Source organism: Pseudomonas sp. Eth.TT006, assembly GCF_054456575.1.
Genome location: NZ_JBTJEN010000002.1, coordinates 217,095 through 243,405, shown reverse-complemented (window position 1 = coordinate 243,405; position 26,311 = coordinate 217,095). Strand labels below are relative to the sequence as shown.

General features: G+C 59.8%; 29 protein-coding genes. 15 read left to right on the top strand and 14 right to left on the bottom strand.

Annotated features, from left to right (window positions below; translation table 11 throughout):
• Nucleotides 1–157: 157 nt before the first annotated feature.
• Complete coding sequence (locus tag ACXR0M_RS04285; RefSeq protein WP_458830225.1) at nucleotides 158–1,177, bottom strand: Glu/Leu/Phe/Val dehydrogenase family protein; 1,020 nt, start codon at nucleotides 1,175–1,177, stop codon at nucleotides 158–160.
• A gap of 172 nt (nucleotides 1,178–1,349) precedes the next feature.
• Between ACXR0M_RS04285 and ACXR0M_RS04280 the strand changes: the two genes are divergently transcribed.
• Complete coding sequence (locus tag ACXR0M_RS04280; RefSeq protein ID WP_458830223.1) at nucleotides 1,350–2,153, top strand: SirB1 family protein; 804 nt, start codon at nucleotides 1,350–1,352, stop codon at nucleotides 2,151–2,153.
• A 184-nt stretch (nucleotides 2,154–2,337) separates the two neighbouring features.
• On the opposite strand, the gene ACXR0M_RS04275 is transcribed toward ACXR0M_RS04280, so the two are convergent.
• The 4 genes from ACXR0M_RS04275 to hmgA form a co-directional block, all read right to left on the bottom strand.
• On the bottom strand, nucleotides 2,338–3,708 hold the full coding sequence (locus ACXR0M_RS04275; protein ID WP_458830221.1) for an MFS transporter: 1,371 nt from the start codon (nucleotides 3,706–3,708) through the stop codon (nucleotides 2,338–2,340).
• A 145-nt stretch (nucleotides 3,709–3,853) separates the two neighbouring features.
• Nucleotides 3,854–4,489, bottom strand: a complete 636-nt coding sequence (gene maiA / locus ACXR0M_RS04270; protein ID WP_458830219.1) for a maleylacetoacetate isomerase — start codon at nucleotides 4,487–4,489, stop codon at nucleotides 3,854–3,856.
• A gap of 12 nt (nucleotides 4,490–4,501) precedes the next feature.
• Entirely contained in the window at nucleotides 4,502–5,806 is a 1,305-nt protein-coding gene (fahA, locus tag ACXR0M_RS04265) for a fumarylacetoacetase (RefSeq protein WP_458830217.1), read from the bottom strand.
• Between the two features lie 3 nt (nucleotides 5,807–5,809).
• Nucleotides 5,810–7,114 carry a homogentisate 1,2-dioxygenase gene (gene hmgA / locus ACXR0M_RS04260; protein WP_458830215.1) on the bottom strand — a complete coding sequence of 435 codons (1,305 nt, stop codon included), beginning with the start codon at nucleotides 7,112–7,114 and terminating at the stop codon, nucleotides 5,810–5,812.
• A gap of 164 nt (nucleotides 7,115–7,278) precedes the next feature.
• Here hmgA and ACXR0M_RS04255 point away from each other — a divergent pair, with 164 nt between their 5' ends.
• From ACXR0M_RS04255 to ACXR0M_RS04245, 3 genes are all read left to right on the top strand, one after another.
• Nucleotides 7,279–8,073, top strand: a complete 795-nt coding sequence (locus ACXR0M_RS04255) for an IclR family transcriptional regulator (protein WP_458830213.1) — start codon at nucleotides 7,279–7,281, stop codon at nucleotides 8,071–8,073.
• Nucleotides 8,074–8,668: 595 nt separating this feature from the next.
• A complete protein-coding gene (locus ACXR0M_RS04250; protein ID WP_458830212.1) occupies nucleotides 8,669–10,729 on the top strand; it encodes an S-type pyocin domain-containing protein in 2,061 nt (686 codons plus the stop codon).
• Nucleotide 10,730: 1 nt separating this feature from the next.
• Entirely contained in the window at nucleotides 10,731–10,994 is a 264-nt protein-coding gene (locus ACXR0M_RS04245; protein WP_458830210.1) for a bacteriocin immunity protein, read from the top strand.
• Nucleotides 10,995–11,036: 42 nt separating this feature from the next.
• Here the strand turns inward: ACXR0M_RS04245 and ACXR0M_RS04240 are convergent, their stop codons facing one another.
• The 4 genes from ACXR0M_RS04240 to ACXR0M_RS04225 form a co-directional block, all read right to left on the bottom strand.
• Entirely contained in the window at nucleotides 11,037–11,948 is a 912-nt protein-coding gene (locus tag ACXR0M_RS04240; RefSeq protein ID WP_458830209.1) for an SDR family oxidoreductase, read from the bottom strand.
• 202 nt (nucleotides 11,949–12,150) lie between these two features.
• On the bottom strand, nucleotides 12,151–13,053 hold the full coding sequence (locus tag ACXR0M_RS04235) for an alpha/beta fold hydrolase (protein WP_458830207.1): 903 nt from the start codon (nucleotides 13,051–13,053) through the stop codon (nucleotides 12,151–12,153).
• A complete protein-coding gene (locus tag ACXR0M_RS04230; RefSeq protein WP_458830205.1) occupies nucleotides 13,053–13,835 on the bottom strand; it encodes a class II aldolase/adducin family protein in 783 nt (260 codons plus the stop codon). Before ACXR0M_RS04230 ends, ACXR0M_RS04235 begins: the two co-directional genes overlap by 1 nt.
• A gap of 180 nt (nucleotides 13,836–14,015) precedes the next feature.
• Complete coding sequence (locus ACXR0M_RS04225) at nucleotides 14,016–14,471, bottom strand: flavodoxin (protein WP_458830203.1); 456 nt, start codon at nucleotides 14,469–14,471, stop codon at nucleotides 14,016–14,018.
• 153 nt (nucleotides 14,472–14,624) lie between these two features.
• On the opposite strand from ACXR0M_RS04225, the gene ACXR0M_RS04220 reads away from it, so the two are divergent.
• Both ACXR0M_RS04220 and ACXR0M_RS04215 read left to right on the top strand, forming a co-directional pair.
• On the top strand, nucleotides 14,625–15,101 hold the full coding sequence (locus ACXR0M_RS04220; protein WP_458830201.1) for a PAS domain-containing protein: 477 nt from the start codon (nucleotides 14,625–14,627) through the stop codon (nucleotides 15,099–15,101).
• Between the two features lie 55 nt (nucleotides 15,102–15,156).
• The gene (locus ACXR0M_RS04215; protein ID WP_458830199.1) at nucleotides 15,157–15,762 is read left to right on the top strand and encodes a hypothetical protein; all 606 of its coding nucleotides are present in this window, start codon (nucleotides 15,157–15,159) and stop codon (nucleotides 15,760–15,762) included.
• Between the two features lie 4 nt (nucleotides 15,763–15,766).
• On the opposite strand, the gene ACXR0M_RS04210 is transcribed toward ACXR0M_RS04215, so the two are convergent.
• The gene (locus ACXR0M_RS04210) at nucleotides 15,767–16,726 is read right to left on the bottom strand and encodes a MerR family transcriptional regulator (protein WP_458830197.1); all 960 of its coding nucleotides are present in this window, start codon (nucleotides 16,724–16,726) and stop codon (nucleotides 15,767–15,769) included.
• Between the two features lie 211 nt (nucleotides 16,727–16,937).
• On the opposite strand from ACXR0M_RS04210, the gene ACXR0M_RS04205 reads away from it, so the two are divergent.
• From ACXR0M_RS04205 to ACXR0M_RS04180, 6 genes are all read left to right on the top strand, one after another.
• On the top strand, nucleotides 16,938–17,507 hold the full coding sequence (locus ACXR0M_RS04205) for an antibiotic biosynthesis monooxygenase (RefSeq protein WP_458830195.1): 570 nt from the start codon (nucleotides 16,938–16,940) through the stop codon (nucleotides 17,505–17,507).
• A 173-nt stretch (nucleotides 17,508–17,680) separates the two neighbouring features.
• Nucleotides 17,681–18,391, top strand: coding sequence for a dihydromonapterin reductase (folM, locus tag ACXR0M_RS04200; RefSeq protein WP_458830194.1), 711 nt, complete (start codon nucleotides 17,681–17,683; stop codon nucleotides 18,389–18,391).
• Nucleotides 18,392–18,412: 21 nt separating this feature from the next.
• Entirely contained in the window at nucleotides 18,413–18,973 is a 561-nt protein-coding gene (gene folE / locus ACXR0M_RS04195; protein ID WP_458830192.1) for a GTP cyclohydrolase I FolE, read from the top strand.
• A complete protein-coding gene (gene folX, locus ACXR0M_RS04190; RefSeq protein WP_047597813.1) occupies nucleotides 18,974–19,345 on the top strand; it encodes a dihydroneopterin triphosphate 2'-epimerase in 372 nt (123 codons plus the stop codon).
• Nucleotides 19,346–19,441: 96 nt separating this feature from the next.
• Nucleotides 19,442–19,738 carry a DUF1244 domain-containing protein gene (locus ACXR0M_RS04185; protein WP_458830189.1) on the top strand — a complete coding sequence of 99 codons (297 nt, stop codon included), beginning with the start codon at nucleotides 19,442–19,444 and terminating at the stop codon, nucleotides 19,736–19,738.
• A complete protein-coding gene (locus ACXR0M_RS04180) occupies nucleotides 19,731–20,069 on the top strand; it encodes a HopJ type III effector protein (RefSeq protein WP_458830187.1) in 339 nt (112 codons plus the stop codon). Before ACXR0M_RS04185 ends, ACXR0M_RS04180 begins: the two co-directional genes overlap by 8 nt.
• 169 nt (nucleotides 20,070–20,238) lie before the next feature.
• Here ACXR0M_RS04180 and trxB read toward each other — a convergent pair whose 3' ends face one another.
• Entirely contained in the window at nucleotides 20,239–21,201 is a 963-nt protein-coding gene (trxB, locus tag ACXR0M_RS04175) for a thioredoxin-disulfide reductase (protein WP_458830185.1), read from the bottom strand.
• Between the two features lie 311 nt (nucleotides 21,202–21,512).
• On the opposite strand from trxB, the gene cysZ reads away from it, so the two are divergent.
• Both cysZ and ACXR0M_RS04165 read left to right on the top strand, forming a co-directional pair.
• Nucleotides 21,513–22,265: a sulfate transporter CysZ gene (gene cysZ, locus ACXR0M_RS04170; RefSeq protein ID WP_458830183.1), complete on the top strand. Its 753-nt coding sequence runs from the start codon at nucleotides 21,513–21,515 to the stop codon at nucleotides 22,263–22,265.
• 40 nt (nucleotides 22,266–22,305) lie between these two features.
• Nucleotides 22,306–23,505 carry a glycosyltransferase family 4 protein gene (locus ACXR0M_RS04165; protein ID WP_458830181.1) on the top strand — a complete coding sequence of 400 codons (1,200 nt, stop codon included), beginning with the start codon at nucleotides 22,306–22,308 and terminating at the stop codon, nucleotides 23,503–23,505.
• A 109-nt stretch (nucleotides 23,506–23,614) separates the two neighbouring features.
• On the opposite strand, the gene ACXR0M_RS04160 is transcribed toward ACXR0M_RS04165, so the two are convergent.
• The 3 genes from ACXR0M_RS04160 to ACXR0M_RS04150 form a co-directional block, all read right to left on the bottom strand.
• The gene (locus ACXR0M_RS04160; RefSeq protein ID WP_458830179.1) at nucleotides 23,615–24,718 is read right to left on the bottom strand and encodes an NADH:flavin oxidoreductase; all 1,104 of its coding nucleotides are present in this window, start codon (nucleotides 24,716–24,718) and stop codon (nucleotides 23,615–23,617) included.
• A gap of 186 nt (nucleotides 24,719–24,904) precedes the next feature.
• Nucleotides 24,905–25,387, bottom strand: a complete 483-nt coding sequence (locus ACXR0M_RS04155) for a glutathione peroxidase (protein WP_458830178.1) — start codon at nucleotides 25,385–25,387, stop codon at nucleotides 24,905–24,907.
• 125 nt (nucleotides 25,388–25,512) lie between these two features.
• A complete protein-coding gene (locus ACXR0M_RS04150) occupies nucleotides 25,513–25,998 on the bottom strand; it encodes an FKBP-type peptidyl-prolyl cis-trans isomerase (protein ID WP_458830176.1) in 486 nt (161 codons plus the stop codon).
• On the opposite strand from ACXR0M_RS04150, the gene ACXR0M_RS04145 reads away from it, so the two are divergent.
• Entirely contained in the window at nucleotides 25,967–26,293 is a 327-nt protein-coding gene (locus ACXR0M_RS04145; protein ID WP_458830174.1) for a DUF3565 domain-containing protein, read from the top strand. The two genes, ACXR0M_RS04150 and ACXR0M_RS04145, sit on opposite strands and share 32 nt — an antisense overlap.
• Nucleotides 26,294–26,311 lie beyond the last annotated feature (18 nt).

Sequence of the window (26,311 nt, the reverse complement as noted above, 5' to 3'; positions counted from 1 at the left end):
AGTCGGCAGAATCCGATGAAGCGCCGGCCAAACCGGCCAAAGCGGTGAAAGCTGCCAAGTAATCGCTGACCCATTAAAAGATCGCAGCCTTCGGCAGCTCCTACATTTGGGATACGTTTCCCTGTAGGAGCTGCCGAAGGCTGCGATCTTTTGCTTTTCAGCGATACAAAACTTTCTCGGCCAGTTCATCCGCCACCCGCGCCGGCGAGCGCTTCTCGGCCTGCGCATGAGCAAACACTTCAGTCAGGCGCGAGGAAATCTTCGACAGGTGCGCCGTAATTGTCCCCAACTCTTCGCCGCGGTGCTTGAGCGAAACGTAGATCAGCGCACCGGCATTGATCACGTAATCCGGCGCATAGAGGATACCGCGCCGCTCCAGTTGATCGGCGACATCCAGATGCGTCAGTTGATTGTTGGCCGAACCCGCCACCGCCGAGCAACGCAGTTGCGTCACCGTATGACTGTTGAGCACGCCGCCGAGGCCGCACGGCGCAAGGATGTCGCAAGGTGTGCTGAGTAATGCGTCGTTGGCGATCGGATGCGCGTTAAGCTGCTCCATCGCCAGTTGCACCTTGCCGTGATCGATGTCGCTGACCAGCAATTCGGCACCTGCCGCGTGCAACTGCTCGGCGAGCGCATAACCGACGTTGCCCAGGCCCTGAATCGCCACGCGCAGGCCTTCGAGGTTGTCGCTGCCCAGTCGCGCCATGGCCGTGGCGCGGATCCCGGTGAATACACCCATCGCCGCATGCGGCGCCGGGTCGCCAGCCGAAGTGGTGCTGGTGACATGCTGGGTCTGCTGAGCGATGCAATCCATGTCTGCCACCGAAGTGCCGCTGTCGATGGCGGTGATGAAACGACCGTTGAGCTGATCGAGACAGCGACCAAACGCTTCGAATAACGCCGCGCGATTTTCCACATGCGCCGGGCGTACGATCACCGCCACTCCGCCGCCCTGCTCGAGACCGGCCAGTGCCGCCTTGTAGCTCATGCCTTGGGCCAGACGAATGGCGTCCTCGACTGCAGATTCGTCGTTGGGGTAGGCAAGGTAACGGCAACCGCCCAAGGCTGGCCCGAGGCGACTGTTATGAATGGCAATGACCGCCTTCAACCCGGTGCTCGGGTCAACGCTGAGGTGCAGCGATTCCAGGCGAGTGCTTTGCATGAGAGCGAACATCGGCAGGCTCCCGAATCACTTCTGGTAGACGCCAGTATAGGCTTGCGCGCAAAAATTGCTGAAGCGCGGCGGAATAAGCGCCCGCGTGGAACACGACTTTGCGGCATAACCGGGTCAGCACTGGACGAAAGGCACGGACCGGGCTAAAACGAGGCATTGCCCGGAGATTCAGATGAGCCCGCGTCAGCGTTTTTTCCAGTGTCTGCACCGTTCACCGCCCGCGCTGTTCGAAGCCGCGCTGTGGATGGCCGCCGAGCATGAAAAAGGTCTCGATGTCGACGCGCTGCAGCAAGACGTCAAGGAGCTGCAACAGCGGATCAGCTACGGCTTGCCCTTGCTGCCGGTCAGCGAACTGGCGCAACCCTTGTTGCGGCGCATGAATGATCTGGGCTTCGCCAAGGACGACTTTCTGCCGCTGCGCCCCCAGGCTGCGCTGGTGCACAAGGTGTTGCAGACCCGGCGCGGACAGCCGTTGGCCTTGGCGTTGATTGCCCTGGAACTGGCGCGCGGTCTGGAGATCCCCTTGGTCGGGGTGAATTTCCCCGGTCATTTCCTGCTGCGGGTGCCCGGCGCCGATCATTTGCTCGACCCCTGTGGCGGACGCCGCCTGTATCCCAACGATTGCCGGGAGTTGCTGCAACGCCAGTACGGTGCGCACCTCAAGCTCAATGCCGAGCATCTGGCCACTGCCACCGCGCAGCAGATGCTCCAGCGCCTGTCACGCAATCTGCGGCAGCTGCATCTGGCACACGAGGATTACATCGCCGCGCTGATCGATGCCGAACGCGTGCTGGAACTGGGCAGCGCCAGCGCCGCCGACTATCTGGCACGCGCCAGCCTGTATCAACGCCTCGACTGCCCGAATGCCGAACGCTTCGATCTGGAACATGCGCTGCTGCTCAGCGACGATCCGATCCAGCGTTTGCGCCTGACTGAACGGCTCGGGCATCTGCCGCCGAATTCTGTTGTTCACTGAACGCTTTTGCAGGAGTGAGCCTGCTCGCGAAGCGTCGTGTCAGCGATGAATGCATCGAAGTTCAGATCGCCATCGCGGGCAAGCCACGCTCCCACCAGGATCTGTGTGATGCAGATAACCAGGCTCACACCGAACCCTGTGGGAGCGTGGCTTGCCCGCGATGCAGGCGACGCGGATTTTGCTGTCAGACCGCGTTATCGTTCTTCGCCAGCAGGCTGGCTCCTACAGGGGACGGTGTGATTTCCGAGGGCGAGCGCACCTGAATGATCAACAGCGCCGCGATAACCGCCGGAATCGCACAGAAGAAGAATATCTGTGCCACCGGAATGTGCATCGCCAGCAGCAGGCTGCCGAGCAGCGGCCCGAGTATCGAACCGAATCGCCCTACCCCCAGCGCCCAGCCAGTGCCCGTGGCCCGGACATGGGCCGGGTAGAAGTTGCTGGCGAAGGCGTTCAGCGTCAGTTGCCCGCCGATGATGCAGAACCCGGCCGCAAACACACAGGCCACCAGATAGCGTGGATTGTCGTGGTTCAAGCCCAGCAGAATCGTACACACCGCCGCCCCGGCCAATACCGCACAGAGCAGGCGCACCTTGCGCTTCAGGCGGTCGGCGAACCACGCCATGCACACCGCGCCCACGGTGCCGGCGAACAGAAACATCGAGGTCACCAGGTTGGCTTCATTAAGTTTCAGGCCGCTTTCCAGCAGCAGGGTCGGCAGCCAGCTGATCATGAAATACAACAGAATCAGGCTGACAAAAAACGTCGCCCAGATCAGCAGCGTCGGCCGCGCATAGCCATTGCGGAATAACTCGACCACCGTCAGTTTGCTGCCCTGTTCGTACTCGTTCTGTTCGACCGAAGCAGCCGGCGGTTGCCAGTCCGGGAGCATGCGCGCGGTGACCTGGCGCAGGCGCGCGTAGGGTGGCGCATCGCGCAGCAGACGCGGCAGCGATTCCGGCAACATCCACCACAGAAACGGAAACAGCAGCAGCGGCGTGACGCCACCGGCGAGAAATACCGCTTGCCAGCCAAAACGATCGATAAAACCGGCCGCGACAAACCCACCCGCCGCCCCACCGAAAGAAAACCCACAGGCCGCCAGGGTCACCATCAATGTGCGCAGGCGCGGCGGCGAATACTCCGACATCAAGGCCATCGCGCTGGGCATCGCCCCGCCCATGCCGATGCCGCAGATGAAGCGCGCGATCATCAGCGTGTTGAGGGAGTTGGCGAACACCATCAGCACCGTGAGGCTGGCGTAGATCAGCACGCACGCCAGCAGAATCCGCCGCACGCCGAAGCGGTCGGCCAGCGGCGTCACCGCGAGCGAACCGAGGGTCAGACCCAGCAGGTTGGCACTGAACACAGGTCCGAACGCGGATTTCTCCAGGCCCCAGTCTTGCGCCAGTGCCGGCACCACATACCCGAGCACCTGAGCGTCATAACCGTCGGTGACCAGCAACAACGCGAGCAGAATCAAGAGCAACCACTGATAGCGGGACACAGGACGGGCGTCGAGTGCGGCCCGAAAGCTGGCAATCTGGTTGTGCATCGCAAGGCACCTGTCTTGTTTTTATGATTTTTTATGGGGCAACCGAGATCCCATATGGGAGCGGGCTTGCTCGCGAAAGCGGTGAGTCAGTCACATGAATGTTGACTGACAGGACGTCTTCGCGAGCAAGCCCGCTCCCACAAGGTCAAGGGGTATCAGGCTGATTCGCCGGATGCGCCTTGATGTACGCCGGATGCTCAGCCGCCAGCGCCGCCACCCGGCAAATCCGTGGATAAGCCTCCAGCGATACATTGAAACGTTCGGCCGCGTACAGCTGCGGAATCAGATACACATCCGCCACGCACGGCCACTCGCCGAAACAGAACCCCTCGTCGCCAATCAACTGCTCCACCGTCGCCAGCCCCTGGCTGATCCAGTGCGCAATCCATTCCACCACCTGCGGCTCGCCGTGCCCCAACTGACGCAGGCGATTGAGCACGCTGACGTTGTGCAGCGGATGCACGTCGCAGCCGATCACCGCCGCCACACCGCGCACCTGAGCGCGGGCGACGAGGTCTTCGGGCAATAGCGGCACCTGTGGATAACGCTCTTCCAGATACTCGATGATCGCCGGCGACTGAATCAACAACTCGCCGTCATCGGTGCGTAACGCCGGCACCCGGCCTTGCGGGTTGAGCACCAGATACGCCGCTTGCCGATGTTCGCCACCTTCTGGCGCGATCAGGTTGACCGGCAGCGCCTGATAGTCGAGCCCCTTCAGCGCCAAGGCGATGCGCACCCGGTATGACGATGTGGAGCGGTAGTAAGTGTAGAGATCCATGATCGGCTCCGGTCAGCGTGCCGCCAGCACTTTGCCACGGCATTCGCCGAATCCGATGGAGGCAAAACCGTCACGGGCGCAACGCGCGCGCAGGATGATTTCGTCGCCGTCTTCGAGGAATTTACGCACCTCGCCGGAAGCCAGCTCGATCGGCTTTTTGCCGCCTTCGGTGATTTCCAGCAGGCTGCCGAACTGATCGCTCTGGGGGCCGGACAAGGTGCCCGAACCGAACAGGTCACCGGCCTGCAACTGGCAACCGTTGACGCTGTGGTGCGCGACCATTTGCGCGACGGTCCAGTACATGTAGCGGGTGTTGCTAAGCGCCAGGCGATGGGCCGGCAGATTCTGTTCACGCATGGTTTCGGTGAGCAGCAGCACTTCCAGCTGGATGTCGAGGGCGCCAGCGTCCTGATCGCGTTTGTCCAGCAGGTACGGCAGGGGCTGCGGATCACCCTGCGGGCGCGCCGGTTGCGCAATGCGGAACGGCGCCAGCGCTTCCGCCGTCACCACCCACGGCGAAATACTGGTCATGAAACTCTTGGACAGGAACGGCCCCAGCGGCTGGTATTCCCAGGCCTGGATATCGCGGGCCGACCAGTCATTGAGCAAACAGAAACCGGCAATGTGTTCCGCGGCATCACCGATGGCAATCGACTCGCTCATCTCGTTGCCCTGACCGATCCAGATCCCCAGCTCCAGCTCGTAGTCCAGACGCGCACACGGGCCGAACGTCGGCTCGCTCGCACCGGCCGGCAGTGTCTGGCCTTTGGGGCGGCGCACGTCAGTACCGGAGGGGCGCAATGTGGAGGCGCGACCGTGATAAGCGATTGGCACATGCTTGTAGTTCGGCAGCAGCGGATTGTCCGGGCGGAACAGTTTGCCGACGTTCTCTGCGTGCTGGATGCCCACATAAAAGTCGGTGTAGTCGCTGACGCGCGCCGGCAGGTGCATCTGGCAATCGGCCGCCAGTGGCAGCAGTTTTACGCCCAGGGCTTCGATGGCGCCGCGATGGCTGCTGCCCTCGCTGAACAATTCCAGCAAGCGACTGCGCAAGGCTACGCGGGCTTCGCGACCGAGGTCGAAGAAGGCGTTCAACAGACCGCCGCGCATGGCTTCGACCGCACTGCGAGCGGCACCGTCGAACAGACCGGCTTCGAGCGCCACCTGCAGGTCGAAAATGTGTTCACCGATCGCGACGCCGGCGTGTGGGGTTGAACCGCCGATGCTGAATACGCCCAGTGGCAGGTTTTGCAGGGGGAAATCCGCGTGGCCGTTGGCCGAAGCAACCCAGCTGCGGGTCATGGAAGTCTGAGTCATGAGTTATCTCCGGGTCGGGTCGAACGTGGCGGGCAGCGTGGCCCAGCAGGCGTCGTAATTGGATTGCAGTTGCGCACAGTCGAGGGCAAAGCGGCTTGGGCGCAGCACCTGACTGGTCTCGAACATGAAGGCCATGGTGTTGTCGATTTTCGCCGGCTTGAGCTCAGCGTTGATCGCTTTGGTGCAAGTTTCGCCGTCCGGGCCGTGGGCGCTCATACAACTGTGCAGCGATGCACCGCCGGGCACGAAGCCTTCAGCCTTGGCGTCGTATTCACCCTGGATCAGGCCCATGAATTCGTTCATCAGGTTGCGATGGAACCACGGCGGCCGGAAGGTATTCTCGGCAACCATCCAGCGCGGCGGGAAGATCACGAAATCGAGGTTGGCCAGACCGTGCACGCTGGTCGGCGAGGTCAGCACGGTGAAGATCGACGGATCGGGATGATCGAAACTGACGGTACCGATGGTGTTGAAACGGCGCAGATCGTATTTGTATGGCACGTTATTGCCGTGCCAGGCGACCACGTTCAGCGGTGAGTGATCGAGTTCTGTCCCCCACAACTGACCGAGGAATTTCTGCACCAGGGTCGTCGGTTGTTGCAGGTTTTCGTAGGCGGCAACCGGGGCCAGGAAGTCCCGTGGATTGGCCAGACCGTTGCTGCCGATCGGCCCGAGATCCGGCAGACGCAGCGGAGCGCCATGGTTCTCGGCAACGTAACCGCGCGCTTGCGCATCGAGCAGTTCGACGCGGAATTTCAGACCGCGCGGCAGCACGGCGATTTCCAGCGGCGCCACTTCCAGCACACCCAGTTCAGTGGCAATCCGCAGCCGCCCCAGTTGCGGCACCAGCAACAATTCGCCATCGGCGTTGTAGAACACCCGCTCCATCGAGCGGTTGACGCAATAGTTGTAGATGCTGATGCCAGCAGGCTTTTCCGCCGCCGAGTTGGCGACCATGCCGACCAGGCCGTCGAGGAAATCGGTCGGCTCCTCGGGGATCGGCAGCGGGTTCCAGCGCAGGCGATTGGGGGTCACCTCGCCCAGCGGGCCGCCGGCCAGTTGCCGCTCCAGTTTGACGAACGCCGGGTGATTGGCCGACGGCTGAATCCGGTACATCCAGGTACGCCGCGCTTCGCTGCGGGTCATGGTGAATGCGGTGCCGGAGAGCAATTCGGTGTAGAGACCGTACGGGGCTTTTTGCGGGGAGTTCTGGCCGATCGGCAGTGCGCCGGGCAACGCTTCGCTGCTGAATTCGTTGCCGAAACCAGACTGATAAGCCAGCTCCGACGCATTTGAATCGAGGTTCATGGAGCCTCCTGAACAGGGAGTCGGCATGGCCGAGCGCTCTGGGTCAGAGGTCTTGGCACGCCGGGGTTGTTATTATCGTAATTCGATTACGCATAACGTAATTTGCTCGCTATCCAGCGTCAAGCTATAAAGACGCCCATTCGTATTCGGATCCCGGCCGCACCATGGAAAAAACCAGCGACAGCAACGGTAAACAGAAAGTCCGCTCGGCCGAGGTCGGCACCGACATCCTCAAGGCGTTGGCCGAATTGTCGCCCTCAACGTCTTTGTCACGTCTGGCCGAACATGTGCAGATGCCGGCCAGCAAGGTGCACCGTTATCTTCAGGCATTGATCGCCAGTGGTTTTGCCGAACAGAGCGCCGCCACCAACCATTACGGTCTCGGCCGTGAAGCGTTGCGCGTCGGTCTGGCAGCCCTCAACAGCATGGACGTGCTGAAAGTCGCCGCCCTGCCGCTGTCCGAGTTGCGTGACGAGTTGAACGAGACCTGCTTTCTGGCGGTGTGGGGCAATCAGGGTGCGACTGTGGTGCACATCGAGCCGGCAGTGCGCGCGGTGACGGTCGTCACGCAACTGGGTTCGGTATTGCCGCTGCTCAGTTCCTCCACGGGTCTGGTATTCAGTGCCTACCTGCCGCATCGGGAAACCGCTGAACTGCGCGAAGTGGAAATCGCCGTCGCCGACCACCCCCTGGCGGATGAACAAACCTACGCGAGCCTGTGTGAACAGATCCGCGAGCGCGGTCTGCATCATGTACACGGGTTGTTGATGCCGGGAGTGGATGCGCTGTCGGCCCCGGTGTTCAACGCGGTCGGGCAGATCGCCGCGGTGCTGACGATTGTCGGCCCGACCTCGCTGTTTCACGCCGACGAGAATGGCCCGGCGGCCAGGCGCTTGCTGGCCGCCGCACGAGCCGTCAGTTGGCGGATGGGTTATCAGGCCGACAACCTGCCAACGTGAAGCCGCCGCACTTTATTCAGTGAGCTGGCGTCGCCGGACACGACTGTTGCACGCCCCGTAACAGTGCATGTCTGGAATCGCTATTTTTCCTTTGGGCTCAAGTCCTTATTGTGAGCGGGCTTTCACGGCACACGCCGTAAAACGCCCAGCCGTGGCTGCCGAGCAAGTCGCGCCACCGCTGACCGATTTCAGATGAGCCGAATCGTCGACTTATCGCCCCGGTGTTCACTGACGTTGATTTGTAGCTCCTTGATCCAACGTCTTACCTTGGCCGCTGCGTTTGCAGCGGCCTTTTTTATGCCTGATACAAAATCGGCTCCGCGTCCTGCTAGACAACTCTGAAAACGCTATAGGAATTTTCCTATCGCGCAGAAGTACACATCCCCCTCATTTATAAAAATGTCGAAAGTTCATTCAAGAGAACAAGCCTTAACTTATAGATTTCCCAGACTTGCGAACTCGGACTTTGTTGTAACTTAAAAACAATTCAAGCATCCACTGACAACAAGGATCGTTGGCCAGCGGCATGTATTTTTTTTCTAACTCCGTCGTTTTACCCCTTCAATTCATTACGCACATTCAAAAGGATATGAATATGCAAAACCCACCGAAGCCACCTGATACTTCCAGGCCCGGTTTTCTTCAAATCGATACCGCGCTCGAAATAAAAGGCGTGGCACCTGACCACATGCGGCCTGGCCCGCGTACTTCGAATGACAATCGTGCGGGACCATTCGGTCATGGTGTCAGTACCTACTATCAGAACTTGCAAACGATTCGCACAACGACAACCGCGCTGGAACTGGATTATCAAAACCGGTTAGGCCAACTACCCCATACCATCGAAGCCGAACTTGCAGGCGTCAGATCCGAAGGCCCCACCCACCCACTTCCACCCGTGCAATCCATCGTTCGAGAACTTGGCGTAGTGCACACACTGAGCCAACGCAAGGCATACGAATTTCACAGCAAGACCGTCGCGGCCCATGAGTTTTATGGCGGCGATCCCTTCAATCGACATGTCAACGAATTCATGACCAAGGCCACGACTGTGGAAAAGTGGCCGGGGCCCAACGGTATCGCCATGCAAGCGCTGCAAAGGTCTCTCCATGCCGCCAATGACGCGCGGGTGGCGGCCCAGGTTCTGCAGTACCTCAATCAGCGCACCGCCGAACTGCAAAATACCTTGGCGGTGTTGCAAGCAGCCGAACAGTCGCGACTGGCGGAAGAAGCCCATCAAGCAGCATTGGAAAACGCTCGTGTCGCAGCCGAACAACATCGGCAGAGAGCTATTGCCGATGCCGCACGTCGTGAGCAGGAACAGATCAACGCTCAAGAACAAGTGCGGCTGGCTGAAGCGGCGGCGCAGCAAGTTGCCGAACAGACACGGCTCAAGGAAATGGCTGAGCGCCAACGCCTTCTTGAAGTTGAAAGATCGCGTATCGATCAGCACATCCGACAGCAAGCTGAAAAGACACGTCTTGAGCAACAACAAAAAACACAACAGAAAGCGCGAAGAGCAGCACTGCGACAGGCCCGCCTGAAAGCCCAGGCGCAGGCAGAAGCTCGCTGGCACAAACCTTTATTCGCCAACGCTGGATCAGCCGCCTATGGCCCAGCGTTTTCGGGAACACTCGGCAACATAAGCACCACTCCGGCAAGTGCCCAGGTATTAAAAGCCTCGCTTCGCACTGCGGTCTCCATCGCGTTGACGAGTCTGTCGACGGCAGCCGTCGGATTCGCCGCCTTGCTTGTTCCCTCCGAACTTGGGAACGGCGATCTGTTCTCCGCAAGCGTCCCGCTCTCGGAACTCGCCCCCGAGCTGGATACCGATCTGTATGAGGTGGCTGCCACCGACGGTGAAGTCGATGTACCTGTAAGGCTCGGCACAAGGACGAAAGGCAATCGGGTCGAGATCGTCGTGGCTCGTACCAACGGCGTAACGGTTACCAGCAATGTACCGGTGCGTCTTGCGCAATTCGACGTGCAGAAAAATGTTTACACGTCAGTCGCCAATGCCGATTCCAAAGGGCCAATCGTCACCTGGACGCCGCTGACGGATCCGCTGCCCGCCTCAACCGGCTTTCCTGTTTTCGACACCGGCTTACCGATCTACCCAGGGGCCGATATAACACCCTCAAGCGGTCGAATAGATCCGTTCCCTGAACTGGATCTGTACGGATTCGGTGGGTACATCACGATTTTTCCGAGTGAGTCGGGTATCCCCCCGATATTCACGGTTTTCAGGGACCGTCGCCAGGATCCCGGGGTCGCAAGCGGGACGGGGCAAGCGGTTTCGGGTCACTGGTTGGGAGCGGCCTCTACGCCGGCCGGGGCACCGATTCCGGCGCAGATTGCGGACAAGTTGAGAGGACGCAGATTTTCGAACTTCAGGGCATTTCGCAAGGCGTTTTGGAAAGCGATAGGAAAGGATCAAACGTTATATGAACAATTTTCAGAAGTAAGCAAAAAAGACTTAAGAGATGGCTTGGCTCCAAGAGCGCCAGCCTCGGAACAAATAGGTCTGCGTAAAAAACTTGAGATACACCATATCGTGCCAATTAATAAGGGTGGCGAAGTTTACGACATCAGCAATTTAACTGTGCTAACACCAAAACAACACATCGAATTGCATTCCAATACAGGAGGAATTTAACGTGAGACTAAAAAACAAGCTGGAACACTACACAGAGTCAGAATACCTGGCAGTTATTGAACGGCTATTCAAAGGAAAATTCCGGTCAGAGAGGCAACATGATGCATACGTCGACAACATCGTTGCAACGTCCGAACACCCGAGCGGTTCCGACATTCTTTATTACCCTGAAAAAGATGTCGAGGACAGCCCTGCTGGTGTGCTGAATACAATCAAGCAATGGCGCGAAAAAAACGGAAAACCCGGATTCAAACCTGAAAATTAAAACAAACGAGCAGGCACCCAGTGCCTGCTCAACTCTCTCCTGTCACAGCGCATACTTCTGCAAATTCGCCATCATTTCCTTCAACGCCTCGATGTTGTCCTTCGGATGCGCGGCGCCTTCGAAGTCGCAGATATGCTGCCAGTGCGCCGCCACGTCTTCCGGGGAAAATCCGCTGCGCGGATCGAAGCCGGCGCCGAGGCTACGCTCCCAGCGCACCTTGCCCATCCAGCCGCCGCCGACTTCAAACAGGCCGGAGGTTTCCTGGCACTGCTCGCTGGCCAGATACACCACCAGCGGGCTGACCAGTTCCGGTTTGAGCTGGTCGAACACTTGCGGCGGGATCAGGCCTTCGGTCATGCGCGTGCCTCCGGTAGGGGCGATGGCGTTGACCAGAATGTTGTTCTTGCGCCCTTCGATGGCGAGGGTCCGAGTCAGGCCGTAGAGGCCGAGTTTCGCCATACCGTAGTTGGACTGGCCGAAGTTGCCGTAGATGCCCGATGTCGACGCCGTGAAGATCACCCGCCCGTAGTTTTGCTCGCGCAGGTGCGGCCACGCAGCGCGGGTGACTTTGTAGGCGCCTTCGACGTGGACGCGATAAACCAGATCCCAGTCGGCATCGTCCATCTTGTGGAAGGTCTTGTCGCGCAGAATCCCGGCGTTGTTCACCACCACGTCGACACGGCCGAAAGCATCCAGCGCATTCTGTACCAGTTTGTCGCCGTCGGTGACCGAGTCGTGGTTGGCCTCGGCAATGCCGCCGGCCTCGCGAATCTCTGCCACTACCCGGTCAGCAGCAGAGGCATTGGCGCCCTCGCCCTGGGTCGAGCCGCCGAGGTCGTTGACCAGCACTCTGGCGCCGTGCCGAGCGAACAACAATGCGTGCGCCCGGCCCAGGCCACCACCGGCTCCGGTGACGATCACGACTTTATCTTCGAAACGTACGGACTCATTCATCGCAGGAACTCCAGCAGGCCTGAGGGACATTAATCCCGAGTGTCAGGCACGGGGCTTGTGCTCACAACGAACAGGGCCGGGGCTGAATGGTGAGCGATAAGGCTGGGGGATGATGAACAGCAAAATCAAAGGATCGCAGCCTGCGGCAGCTCCTACAGAAGGTTGGTGCAGGAGCTGCCGCAGGCTGCGATCTTCTGATCTTTCAGGAGCACGCTACTTTGCGTGACGGTAACGCCAAGCGATCGCGAAACACCAGATAATGCTCGAGCACCTGCACCGGCGCTTCGATCTGCGGATAGTGGCCGATGCCCGTCAGCAGCACGGCGTCGGCACCGGGAATCAACTGACGATAACGCTCGACCATGTGTGCACCGGAGATCGGATCGACTTCGCCGTCGATCACGCGCAGCGCAATTTCATCGCGTTGCATGGCCGCCACCCAGCGGTCGCGCTGCACTCGGCGCTCGGGGATGTAACTGATCAGCTTGTGCATGATGCGCGGACCGCGATGGGTCTCGATCAGGCTCCAGAAATCATCCAGCTCGCTTTCGGAAGGGCCGGTCTGTGGGCCGAAAATTTGCCGGAAACTTTTTACCAGCGCGTCACGGCTGAACGCCCGGCCAATCATCCAGCCCAGCGGACTGAGCAGCAGTTTCTGCATCAACACCGGGCGATGGGTTTCCGGGAACAGACCACCGTTGAGGAATACGCAACTGGCAACCTCGATGCGGTTTTCGTAATGCCGGGCCAGCAGCTCCTGAGCGACGCTGTCGCCGTAATCGTGAGCCAGCACATGGATCGGCTGCTCGACCTGAAGGTGCGCCAGCAATGCCTGTTGCAGGTCAGCCTGCTCCAGCAGGCTGTAGCCGTGATTCGACGGTTTGGCCGAATCGCCGAAACCGAGCATGTCGCAGGCAATCACCCGATATCGCTGGGCCAGTGGCTGCCACAGGTAATGCCAGTCCCAACTGGCCGTCGGAAAACCATGGATCAGCAGCAGCGGCTCACCCTGCCCCGCCGTCCAGTAGCGGATCGACTGGCCACGAAAGACAAACGTGCGGCTGCGTTTGCGCCACACGCACAGAGGAATCTCGGCGAGTGGCATTAGAGTTTATACCCGGGGTCTTGTTTATCGAGTTTGCGCAGCAATGCCGGCCAGGCTAGCGCGCCGCCCATGCCTTGAGCGCTTTTGGTCACGCCGGCGATCATGGCCTTCGCCCCCGCCAGAATCTGCGGTTCGATGGCGATCAGTTCGGCACCGCCGGTTTGCGCCATGACCTGAATGTCACAGGCGCGCTGGAAGGTGAACATCATTAGAAAGGTATCGGCGATAGTGCCGCCACAGGTGAGTAACCCGTGGTTGTGCAGCATCAGGAAATTGTTACCGCCCAGATCGGCCTGCAGCCGGGCCTTCTCTTCGTGGTTCAGCGCCACGCCTTCATAGGCGTGATAGGCCAGGCTCGACAGGACGAACAGCGACTGTTGACTGATCGGCAGCACACCCTGTTTTTGCGCCGACACCGCAACACCGGATGCCGTGTGAGTGTGCAGTACACAGACCACATCGTGGCGCACTTCATGCACGGCGCTGTGGATGGTGTAACCAGCGGGATTGATCTCGTAAGGGCTGTCCATGAGCTTGTTGCCGGCCTGATCGACCTTGACCAGGCTCGACGCGGTGATCTCATGGAACATCAACCCGAACGGGTTGATCAGAAAATCTTCGGTGCCAGGCACCTTGGCGGAAATGTGGGTGAAGATCAGGTCGTCCCAGCCATGCAGCGCTACCAGTCGATAACACGCGGCGAGATCGACCCGGGTCTGCCACTCCGCGGCACTGACCTGATCTTTGACATTAAGAGACGATTGGACCGGGGCTACGCTCACTGTATGCACCTCTGCGTTCTTATTGTTCTGCACATGACAGCAGTCTAGTCAGATGCAGCCCATCGCGTAGTTGCATTGCCAGCCAGCTTGATGACTGACCGGGTCAGCCTTGCAAACAACCTGGATCCATGTCACTGCAGCGATGCCAATAAAAACGCGAGAACACAGTGCGCTTCCCGGTCAGCCCTTGAGTGTGGCGATCAGTTGCGCCAGCCAAGGCTCGGCGTCGGTTTCCGGGGTCACGCTTTCGCTGGCATCCAGCCGCAGCATTTCCTGTACTTCGCGCACGCCGAGCTCAGCGAACAATTCACGCATCAGCTCGCCGCCGCCGCAGAAAGTATCGCCATAACTGGCATCGCCCAATCCGATCACCGCCCCCGGCAGGCCGCGCCAGGCCATTGGCAGTTGATCACGAATGCTTGAGTACAACGGCTGCAGGTTGTCCGGCAATTCGCCCATGCCGGTGGTCGAGGTCACTGCAAGCAAAGCTTCGGGGCCGAATGCCTGAATATCCGCCAGGCTGGCGCGCGCGTTGTAGAAGGTTTCAAAGCCAGCGGCTTTCAGCAGATTCTGCGCATGACGGGCGACTTCTTCGGCCGTGCCGTAAACCGAGCCGGAGAGGATGGCGACTTTCATCAATCTGATCCTGATGCTGAAAAAAATGAGCCGGGATAGTAGCAGCCCGACGCAAATGCCGCGATCCACGCGCAGTCAGCGGTAATGGCCAGTAGACAGCGGCGTGGGAACTTCTAGAATGCCAGCCAACATCAACGCTGAGGGGATTCATGGATGATCAACGCCAGTCTGCTGCAGATGGTAATCAACGCGTCGAATGACGGCATCGTGGTCGCGGAGAAAGAAGGTGAACAGGACACCATCCTGATTTACGTGAATCCGGCCTTCGAACGCCTGACCGGTTACACCAGCGAAGAAATTCTCTATCAGGACTGCCGTTTTCTGCAGTCGGGGGATCGCGATCAGGCCAGCCTCGATCTGATTCGGGAGACCTTGCGCAATAGCGGGTCGTGCCGGGAAATCCTGCGCAACTATCGCAAGGACGGCACACCATTCTGGAACGAGCTGTCGCTGTCGACCGTGAAAAACGTCGACGATGGCCAGACTTATTTCGTCGGCGTGCAGAAAGACGTCACGGTTCAGGTCAAGGCGCAGCAGCGCGTCGCCCAACTGGAAGCGCAAGTCGCCGCGCTGGAAGCCGAACTCGCCGCCCTGAAAGCGACGAACGGCGCAAACAATTCGGCGAACTAACGGTCAGTAACTACAATCACCAATGACTTTGTAACTATTTCTTTCGAGCCAGGCCATGCAACGCGACGCCCTTCTGACCCAGGACGAACTGGATTTTATCCAGACCATGCAGCACAACCCGCAGCTCAATGTGCGGGATGCGACGTCGAGCCTGCTGGTCAATGGTGGTTCGCAGATCCGTGACCTGCTCACGCGCCTGGCCGCTCATGAACAAGTGACGATCCAGGCCAACTTCGAAAATCAGCAAATGACTTTTCCACTGCATCTGGTGGAAGATGAATTCCACGCGCTGCACCTGCGACTGGGTGTGCCAAGCATCTTCGAAGACGGGCCGATGATTCGCCCGTGGCGCCTGACACTCGAGGAGCCGGTAGCATTGGAAAATGCCAAGGGTCAGCCGGGCACGATGTGGGTGCACGAGGTGTCGCACAAAGGCGTGCTGCTGGAAATGCGCAACAAGACCAAGCCGCCCAAGCATTTCGCCTTGTGGTTCAGCCCTTCAGGTTATGAGCGGATTGCCCTGCGCGGTCATTTCGAGCGCGAAACCGAGCATGGTTTCTACGCCTATGAACTAAGCCAGACCGATCCCGATGAAACCGAACGCCTGCGCCAGTTCATCCTGCAACAACATCGCCTGACCCATCCCGCCCTGCACGCCTGAGTTCTCAGGTATCGAGTTTGCCCGCCAGAAATTGCGCCATGCGCTGCTGCATGGTTGCGCCTTCGTTGCCCAGACAGCCGATTGACGAGCCGGCCAAGGCGTCTTGCGCCAGATCCGCAGCATCCCCGGCCAGCAACACCTGACAATCGAGGCTCAGTGCCAGTCGATTCAGCCGGCGCGGCAGTTCCGGCGTCGGTGCATGATTGGAAAACAGCACCAGCGCCTGGGGTTTGATTTTTTCGCAGACCAGGGTCAGCTCGTCGAACGGCTGACCGGTCGTAAACACACGCACGTAGCTTTCGCCGCCACTGAGAAACAACGCAGCCACCAGCAGCTCCAGTTCACGGCACTGCCCGGCCAGGGCACTGACCACGATTTTGCGTGCCTGGGGCTTGCGTAACATCATGATCCGCCCCAGCACACGGGTGCGCAGGAAGCCATCGAGAAACAGCCACTCACTGGTTTGCCCGAAAGCTTCGCGGTGTTGCAGCAGGCGTCGCCACAGCGGCAACAGAATGTCCTGAAACACTACCGCAAGCGGGTACGACGCAAAGATCTGCGAGTAGACCCGATCCAGCTCAATGTCGTCGAAAGCACTGACCGCACGCTGCACCTGGTCTTGCCACTGTTGATAATCGGCCGTCACCAGATCGTCGGAAATGATGTGCGCCAACGTCTTCAGAGGTTCGGTACGGGCAAGGATCTTGCCGATCTTGCTGACCGCCACGCCGCGGTCAATCCACTCGACAATACTGCGCACGCGCTCGATATCGGTCATCGAATACAACCGATGTCCACTTTCGGTGCGTACCGGCTCGATCAAGCCGTAGCGACGCTCCCATGCACGTAGCGTGACCGGATTGACCCCGGTCAGTCGCGACACCTCGCGAATGGGGAACAGATCTTCGCGCTCCAGGGCAACAGATGCCTGCGAAGCAGGATTAACGTCCGTGATGACAGGCATTGGGCAGATAAGTCCGCTGGAGGAATTTGGATCCCATTCTACATCCGTTGCCCTCTATCGGTTCAAGCATGACATGCGACGAAAGTCACTGATACGGTCATCAAAATCAGGAATAATCCTTGCTTGTTGAAAAACGCGAGCCTCTACCCATGGCTCCGCGTCTGGCGAATCTCCTACCCGGAGTGCCGCACTCGGAATACGGAGATACATAATGTCTACTTCCCCCGTCACCCTGATGGTCGCACGTCGTGTTGCTGCAGGTCGCTTTCAGGACATGATGGCCTGGTTGCGCGAAGGCGAACAACTGGCCACTGACTTTCCAGGTTACCTCGGCTCTGGCGTGCTCGCACCGCCGCCCGGCGATAACGAATTCCAGATCATCTTCCGCTTCGGCGACGAGCAGACCTTGCACGCCTGGGAATTCTCGGCTTCGCGCACGGCCTGGCTGGCGCGTGGCAGCGATCTGTTCGAACACCCCAAGGAGCATCGGGTCAGCGGTATCGAAGGCTGGTTCGGCGCCGCCGGACAACGGCCCCCGCGCTGGAAACAGGCCGTGGCGATCTGGCTGGCGTTTTTCCCGGTGTCACTGTTGTTCAACTTTGTCCTCGGGCCGTTGCTGGGCGAGATGAGTCTGCTGCCGCGGATACTGATCAGCACAGCGTGCCTGACGCCACTGATGGTGTACTTCTTTATTCCGCTGTCGACACGGTTGCTGGCGAACTGGTTGAACGGCGCGCCGTCGCGTCCTTTGCCCGCCACGCCGTCTACACAAAACCACTGATCCCCTGTGGGAGCGGGCTTGCTCGCGAATGCGCAGTGACGGCAACATGGATGTCGACTGATGTACCGCTTTCGCGAGCAAGCCCGCTCCCACCGGACTGCGCAAAACCGCCAATAGGTGTACAACTCGCGTCGCTGTTATAGTTTTTGCTCCAACCGCGACGCGATCCGTTCATGAGCACTTCTTCCGCCCCGATCCTCATCACCGGTGCCGGCCAGCGGGTCGGCCTGCATTGCGCGCGGCGCCTGCTCGAAGACGGCCATCGGGTCATCTTCACTTACCGCAGCGAACGCCCGGGCGTGCAAGCCCTGCGTGACTTGGGAGCGCTGGGGATATTCGCGGACTTTTCCAGCGAAACCGGCATTCTCGCCTTCATCGAAGAACTGAAAGCTCACACCGACTGTCTGCGTGCCATTATCCATAACGCCTCCGAATGGCTGGAGGAAACTGCGGACAACGACGCCGGCGCCTTCGTGCGAATGATCAACGTGCACATGCTTGCGCCGTACCTGATCAACCTGCACTGCGCCGACCTGCTCAAGCGCTCGACGCCAGCGGACATCATCCATATCAGCGACGACGTCACCCGCAAGGGCAGCAGCAAGCACATCGGCTATTGCGCCAGCAAGGCCGGGCTCGACAGCCTGACCCTGTCGTTCGCCGCGCGTTATGCGCCAGCGATCAAAGTCAACGGCATCGCGCCGGCCCTGCTATTGTTCAATCCCGACGACGACGCGGCGTACCGTGCCAAGGCCCTGGCCAAATCCGCGCTGGGCATCGAGCCCGGCAGCGAAGTGATCTACCAAAGCCTGCGCTATCTGTTCGACAACCCCTATGTCACCGGCACGACCCTGACCGTCAACGGCGGAAGGCACGTCAAATAAGCTGCTGCGCGAGGATCTTCCATGAGCCGTACCCTGCCCGAGCATTACCGCGAGATCCTCATCGGCCTCGGTGAAGATCCCGACCGCGAAGGCTTGCTCGACACCCCGCTGCGCGCGGCCAAAGCCATGCAATACCTGTGTCACGGCTACGGACAGAGTGTCGACGAGATCGTCAACGGCGCGCTGTTCGCCTCCGACAGCGACGAGATGATTATCGTCGCCGACATCGAACTGTACTCGTTGTGCGAACATCACTTGCTGCCCTTCATCGGCAAGGCCCATGTGGCTTATATTCCAACGGGCAAGGTGCTCGGGCTGTCGAAGATCGCGCGGCTGGTGGACATGTTCGCCCGGCGCCTGCAGATTCAGGAAAACCTCACCCGGCAGATCGCCGATGCGGTGCAACAGGTCACCAACGCTGCCGGCGTCGCGGTGGTGATCGAAGCCCGGCACATGTGCATGATGATGCGCGGTGTCGAGAAACAGAATTCGACCATGAACACCTCGGTCATGCTCGGCGCCTTCCGCGACTCGAGCAATACCCGTCAGGAGTTCCTGCAATTGATTGGACGGAGCAAGTAAATGTCACAACTTCAACCGGGAATGGCGCGCATCCGGGTCAAGGATCTGCGCCTGCGCACCTTTATCGGCATCAACGAGGACGAGATCCTCAACAAGCAGGATGTGCTGATCAATCTGACCATCCTGTACGCCGCGCAGGAAGCGGTGCGCGACAACGACATCGATCATGCGCTGAACTACCGCACCATCACCAAGGCGATCATCGCCCACGTCGAGGGCAACCGTTTCGCATTGCTCGAACGCCTGACCCAGGAACTGCTGGATCTGGTGATGAGCAACACCGCCGTGCTGTACGCCGAAGTCGAAGTCGACAAACCGCATGCGCTGCGCTTTGCCGAATCGGTGTCGATCACGCTTGCAGCGAGTCGCTAGCTTCAAGCTTCAAGCGGCAAGCTGTAAACTTCGCCCCACAGCCACCCATCTTGCAGCTTGAAGCTCGTCGCTTGAAGCTGTCTCGCAGAGACTCCCATGAACGAGCAACAACGCCTCGAACTCGAAGCCGCCGCCTTCCGCCGGCTGGTCGCCCATCTGGACAGCCGCAAGGACGTGCAGAACATCGACCTGATGAACCTTGCCGGGTTCTGCCGCAACTGCCTGTCCAAGTGGTACAAGGCCGCCGCCGACGAGCGCCAGATCGAGGTCAGCCTCGATGACGCCCGTGAAGTGGTGTACGGCATGCCTTACGCGGAGTGGAAAGCCCAATACCAGCAAGAAGCCAGCGCCGAACAACAGGCGGCGTTCGCCAAAGGAAAACCCAATGAGTGATTTGAACACCCTGCGCGCCAGCCTCAAGAGTGGCGAACATGTTTTTGCCGACACCCTCGCCTTCATCGCCGCCGGCTACGATTACCAGCCGCAAGCGTTCAGCAACGGTGGTGTGGAAAACGCGGCCGGGCAGAACGAAGGTTCGTGCAAGACGTTGGGCCTGGCTCTCCTGGAAGGCTTGAGCGATGAAGAAGCGCTGCTGGCGTTCGGCGAGCATTATCGTTCGGTACTGGCGACGCCTGAAGGCAGTGACCACGGCAATATCCGCGCGTTGATCAAGCACGGGCTGGCCGGCGTGAAGTTCACCGCGCAGCCTCTGACCCGTCGCTGATTTCCACTGTAGGAGTGAGCCTGCTCGCGATAGCGGTCTTGCATCCAATACATGAGTTGACTGATAAATCGCTATCGCGAGCAGGCTCACTCCTACAATAAAATTGCGTTGCGCCAGAAATCATGGACATAAAAAAACCGGCCGAAGCCGGTTTTTTTATGCCTGCGATTTAGAACGAAGCGTTCTGCAGACCGTCCAGGTAACGCTCGGTGTCCAGTGCCGCCATGCAACCGGCGCCGGCCGAGGTGATGGCCTGGCGGTACACGTGGTCAGCCACGTCACCGGCAGCGAAGATACCTTCGACGCTGGTGGCAGTCGCATTGCCTTCACGGCCGCCCTGTACCACCAGGTAGCCGTCTTTCAGGGTCAACTGGCCTTCGAACAGCGAAGTGTTCGGGGTGTGGCCGATAGCGATGAACACGCCGTCGACCTTGATTTCGTCGAAGCTGCCGTCGTTGTTCTTCAGGCGCGCACCGGTCACACCCATGTTGTCGCCCAGCACTTCATCGAGGTTGGCGTTCAACTTGAGGATGATCTTGCCTTCGGCCACACGGGCGTTGAGCTTGTCGATCAGGATCTTCTCGGCGCGGAAGGTTTCGCGACGGTGGATCAGGGTCACGGTGCTGGCGATGTTGGCCAGGTACAGCGCCTCTTCAACCGCGGTGTTGCCGCCACCCACTACCGCCACTGGCTTGTTGCGGTAGAAGAAACCGTCGCAGGTCGCGCAGGCCGATACGCCTTTGCCCATGAACGCTTCTTCCGACGGCAGGCCCAGGTAACGCGCGCTGGCACCGGTGGCGATGATCAGGGCGTCGCAGGTGTAGATCGCGCTGTCGCCGGTCAGGGTGTATGGCTTGGAGGCGAAGTCGACGGCGTTGATGTGATCGAAAACGATCTCGGTTTCAAAACGCTCGGCGTGCTCGCGCATGCGCTCCATCAGTGCCGGGCCGGTCAGACCGTGCACGTCGCCCGGCCAGTTGTCGACTTCGGTGGTGGTGGTCAGTTGACCGCCGGCCTGCATGCCGGTGATCAGCAGCGGCTTGAGGTTGGCACGGGCGGCGTAGACCGCGGCGCTGTAACCGGCAGGGCCGGAACCGAGAATAATCACTCGCGAATGACGGGCTTCAGACATGACCTGCTCCTGTTGACCGGGCCGAAACACTGGCGCGGAACGCCGGACTGCCGGCGGGAATAAAAAAGGACTGTGGATAACCTTGGGGAAGGCCTGAACTCGACAGTCCTGTAAAAAGTTGGGTGCAGCGTATCGAGGGGGGCAAGATTAAGGAAATACGGTTTAACAATCCAGCTCATAGGTGGTCTCTATGCGCAGACACTGACCCGATGGACGTCTTTGTTACAGTGAATGTCGATCACTCTGCCGCGCTTTCCCACGTAGTGCAAAGTCGGTAAGGTCGGCGCGTTTTCCCTTGCTCGGAGCACCTTATGCCCGCCCCTGTTCTGTCCGGCCCGCAATACCTGCGCGAAGGCCTCAAACTGGTTCTCAGCCCTGGCTTGCGCTTGTTTGTGTTGTTGCCGCTGGCGATCAACCTGGTGCTGTTCGTCGGATTGATCTATCTGGCCGGCCATCAGTTCAGCCTGTGGGTCGACAGCCTGATGCCGTCGCTGCCCGACTGGCTGAGTTTTCTCAGCTACATCCTCTGGCCACTGTTCGTGGTGCTGGTGGCGCTGATGGTGTTTTTCACCTTCACCCTGCTCGCCAACGTCATCGCCGCGCCGTTTAATGGCTTTCTCGCGGAAAAGGTCGAAGTGGTGGTACGCGGCACCGATGATTTCCCGGCCTTCAGCTGGGGTGAACTGATCGCGATGATCCCTCGCACCCTCGCCCGGGAAATGCGCAAGCTCGGCTACTTCCTGCCGCGCGCGCTCGGCCTGTTTATCCTGTCGTTCATCCCGGTGGTGAACATCGTCGCCGCGCCGCTGTGGCTGCTATTCGGCGTGTGGATGATGGCGATCCAGTACATCGACTATCCGGCGGACAACCACAAACTGGGCTGGAACGAGATGCTCGCCTGGCTGCGGCAGAAACGCTGGCAGAGCATGAGTTTCGGCGGGATCGTCTATCTGGTGCTGCTGATTCCGGTGGTCAACATCCTGATGATGCCGGCGGCCGTAGCCGGCGCGACGTTGTTCTGGGTGCGTGAGCGCGGTGCGGAGAACCTCGTCACGCAGCGCTGAGGCGGTCACAAATCCATCATCCGACCGTCACAACCACGACATGGCCTCAGCCGACACTGAGGTCATGACGACAGCTCTACATATCACCCTGATCAGCGAAACCTTCCCGCCGGAAATCAACGGGGTGGCCAATACCCTTGGCCGCTTGTGCGATGGATTGCGCGCGCGCGGGCATCAGGTGGAGCTGGTGCGCCCGCGCCAGGCGAGCGATCCGCAGCGCAGCGAGGATGACGCGCTGCTGCTGTGTCGGGGCTGGCCGCTGCCCGGATATCCCGGATTGCAATGGGGGCAGTCGTCGATGCACAAACTGTTGCGCCGCTGGAAGCGCCATCGTCCGGACGTGTTGTACATCGCCACCGAAGGCCCGCTCGGTCTGTCGGCTTTGCGCGCCGCGCGACGACTGGGGATTTCCGTAGTCAGCGGTTTTCACACCAATTTCCAGCAATACACCAACCAATACGGGCTGGGCTTGCTGACCCGCTTGCTGACCCATTATCTGCGCTGGTTCCACAACCGTTCGGCGATGACCCTTGTGCCGAGTGTCAGTCAGCGCCTGGAACTGGAACGCCGCCATTTCGACCGTCTTGCCCTGCTCTCCCGCGGGGTGGACAGCCAGTTGTTTCACCCGGCCAAGCGGTTGAACGGTCTGCGTGAGCAATGGGGCCTGAACGAGCAGGACATCGCGGTGATTCACGTAGGACGACTGGCCCCGGAGAAGAATCTGGGCCTGCTCAAACGCTGCTTCGACAAACTCGGCAGCACTTATCCACAGCGCAAGCTGAAGCTGATCGTGGTCGGCGACGGGCCGCAACGGCTGGCGCTGGAAAAGCAACTGCCAGAGGCGATTTTCTGTGGATCGCAACGCGGCGAAGCATTGGCGGCGCACTATGCCTCGGGGGATATTTTTCTGTTCCCGAGCCTGACCGAAACGTTCGGCAATGTGGTGCTCGAAGCGCTGGCTTCAGGTCTGGGGGTTGTAGCTTACGATCAGGCTGCGGCGGCGCAGCACATTCGCCATGGTTATAACGGCGTGCTGGCGATGCCCGGTGATGAACAGGCGTTCTGCGACGCGGCGTCGTGGTTGCTGGAAGAGGCCGAGACGCTGCGTTGCGTGCGCCTGAATGCGCGCCAGCATGCCAGTCGCCAAGGCTGGGCGGCGATCATCGAGCAGTTTGAAAAGCATTTGCGCGGGGCGTGTGTCGGGGAGCAGGTGGTGCCGAATGGGCAGACATTGCCCTGATTTTTTGCCGACTTTGAAACCACTATCGCGAGCAGGCTCACTCCTACATTTGGAACGCATTCCAATGTAGGAGTGAGCCTGCTCGCGATGGGGCCAGTAAGGGCGCCGCTTAAACCAGCGTCATCAACGCTTCTCGGCTGAACGGCAGAATGTCCTGCTCGCGGCCTTCACGGACTTTCAGTGCCCAGTCCGGATCCACCAGCAGCGCACGGCCCACCGCCACCAGATCGAACTCGTCATTGTTCAAACGCTCCAGCAGTTTTTCCAGGCTCGCCGGCTGCGCGACCTTGTCGGTGTTGACCATGAACTGCAGGAACTCGCCATCCAGGCCGACGCTGCCGACGGTAATGGTCGGTTTGCCGGTCAGCTTGCGGGTCCAGCCGGCCAGGTTCAGCTCGGAACCGTCGAACTCAGGCTCCCAGAAACGCCGCGTCGAGCAGTGAAAGATGTCCACACCGGCGTCGGACAGCGGCTTGAGGAATTCTCCCAGGGCCTCCGGGGTCTGCACCAGACGCGCGGTGTAGTCCTGCTGTTTCCATTGCGAGAAACGGAAAATGATCGGGAAACCCTCACCCACCGCCGCACGCACCGCTTGAATCAGCTCGATGGCAAAACGCGAACGGTTGCCCAGGCTGCCGCCGTATTCGTCGGTGCGCTGGTTGCTGCCCTCCCAGAAGAACTGGTCGATCAGGTAACCGTGAGCGCCGTGGATTTCCACGCCGTCCATGCCGATGCTTTGCGCATCCCTGGCCGCTTGGGCGAACGCGGCGATCACCTCCAGAATGTCCTGTTTGCTCATGCCGTGGACCACGACCTGACCGTCCTTGAGTTTTTCCGACGGGCCGTAACCCGGCACGCTGGCGTCCGGCTCGGTGCCGATGCGGCGCACGCTGCCGACGTGCCACAGTTGCGGAACGATTTTGCCGCCTTCGGCATGCACGGCGTCGACGACTTTTTTCCAGCCGGCCAATGGCGCTTCACCAAAAAACTGCGGCACGTTCGGGTAACCATTGGAAGCAACGTGGCCGACGGTGGTGCCTTCGGTGATGATCAGGCCGACGCCTGCAGCAGCGCGACGACGATAGTACTCAATGACCTTGGAGTTCGGCACCCCGCCCGGGGAAAACGAGCGGGTCATCGGCGCCATGACCACGCGGGTCGGCAGTTCGAGGGCACCGAGGTGGAACGGTTTGAACAAGGCTTGGACCGACATTGAAAGGCTCCGCAGGGAATGGCTTTATGACGGCGATAATATGCAGAGTGGTCAGCCTTGCACAGCACTATTGATTTGGGTGATCAAGGATCAAAAGGCACAAAGCAAAAGATCGCAGCCTGCGGCAGCTCCTACACCAATCCATGCAGGAGCTGCCGAAGGCTGCGATCTTTTGCTTTTGCTGTGTCAGCCCAGCGCTTTTTCAATTGCGTGGACGATGGCCGGATCATCCGGCGCCGTGCGCGGCGAGAACCGCGCCAGCACCCGGCCGTCCTTGCCAAGCAGGAACTTCTCGAAATTCCAGGTGATGTCACCGGGGAACTCCGCGCCCTCGCCCGCCAGCAGACGGTAGAGCTGATGACGGTCGTGGCCGTTGACTTCGAGCTTGCTCGACAACGGGAATGTCACTCCGTAGTTGAGGCTGCAGAAGTCCTGAATTTCCTTTTCGCTACCCGGTTCCTGACCGGCAAACTGATTGCACGGCAGACCCAGCACGCTGAAACCTTTGTCCTTGAATTGCTGATAAAGGTTTTCCAGCGCCGCGTACTGTGGGGTCAAGCCGCATTTGGAGGCGACGTTGACCACCAGCACGACTTGGCCCTTGAAAGGCGCCAGCGGTAGCTCCTGACCATCCAGGGCTGTCAACTTAAGGTCGTGAAAAGCACTCATGACGTACTCCAGGATTCCCGTGTTCTACTCGAAACCGGCCACTCGGCAAGCGTATCAGGCACAGCCGCAGACTAAAAAGGCGCCCTCGGGCGCCTCTCCAGTACTCGAAAGCTTAGCGCAGAAAATCAGTGGTGATGGCCACCTTCGCCATGGACGTGACCATGAGCGACTTCTTCCTGGCTGGCATCACGGATATCGACAACCTTCACTTTGAAGTTCAGGCGCTGACCGGCCAGTGGGTGGTTGCCGTCGACGGTAACGTCGTCGCCGTCCAGATCACGGATGGTCACGATCTGCATCTGGCCGTCCGGCGCCGAAGCGTGGAACTGCATGCCGACTTCCAGCTCGTCAACGCCTTCGAACATGCTGCGGCTCAGGGTGCTGACCAGTTCGGCGGAGTATTCGCCGTAAGCGTCTTCCGGCTCAACGGACACTTCCAGCTCGTCACCGATGGCTTTGCCTTCCAGGGCTTTTTCCAGGCCCGGGATGATGTTGCCGGCGCCTTGCAGGTAAACCAGCGGCGCGCCGCCAGCGGAGCTGTCGATGACCTCACCAGCGTCGTTGGTCAGGGTATAGTCGATGGAGACAGCCTTATTGGCGGCGATCAGCATGGGGCGAGACCTTTTGCAGAAGAATATAGAAGGGCCAAGTTTAGCGAAGCAATCGCTCGAAAGCGACCACAACCCGGACAAACGGGGTTCGACGCTCGAAGGCTTCCATCAAGACGCGGACGGTCACTGGGTGGTCGAACTGTCCTGCGGCCACACTCAGCACTTGCGTCATCAGCCGCCATGGCAATCCCGCGCCTGGGTCCTCGATCCGGCGCAACGTATTGAAAAAATAGGCCAACCCTTTGCCTGCGGTTGGTGCGCACAAGGCCCGGTTAGCGATAACCTTGGCGACTGAATATCGGTAGGCGATCAC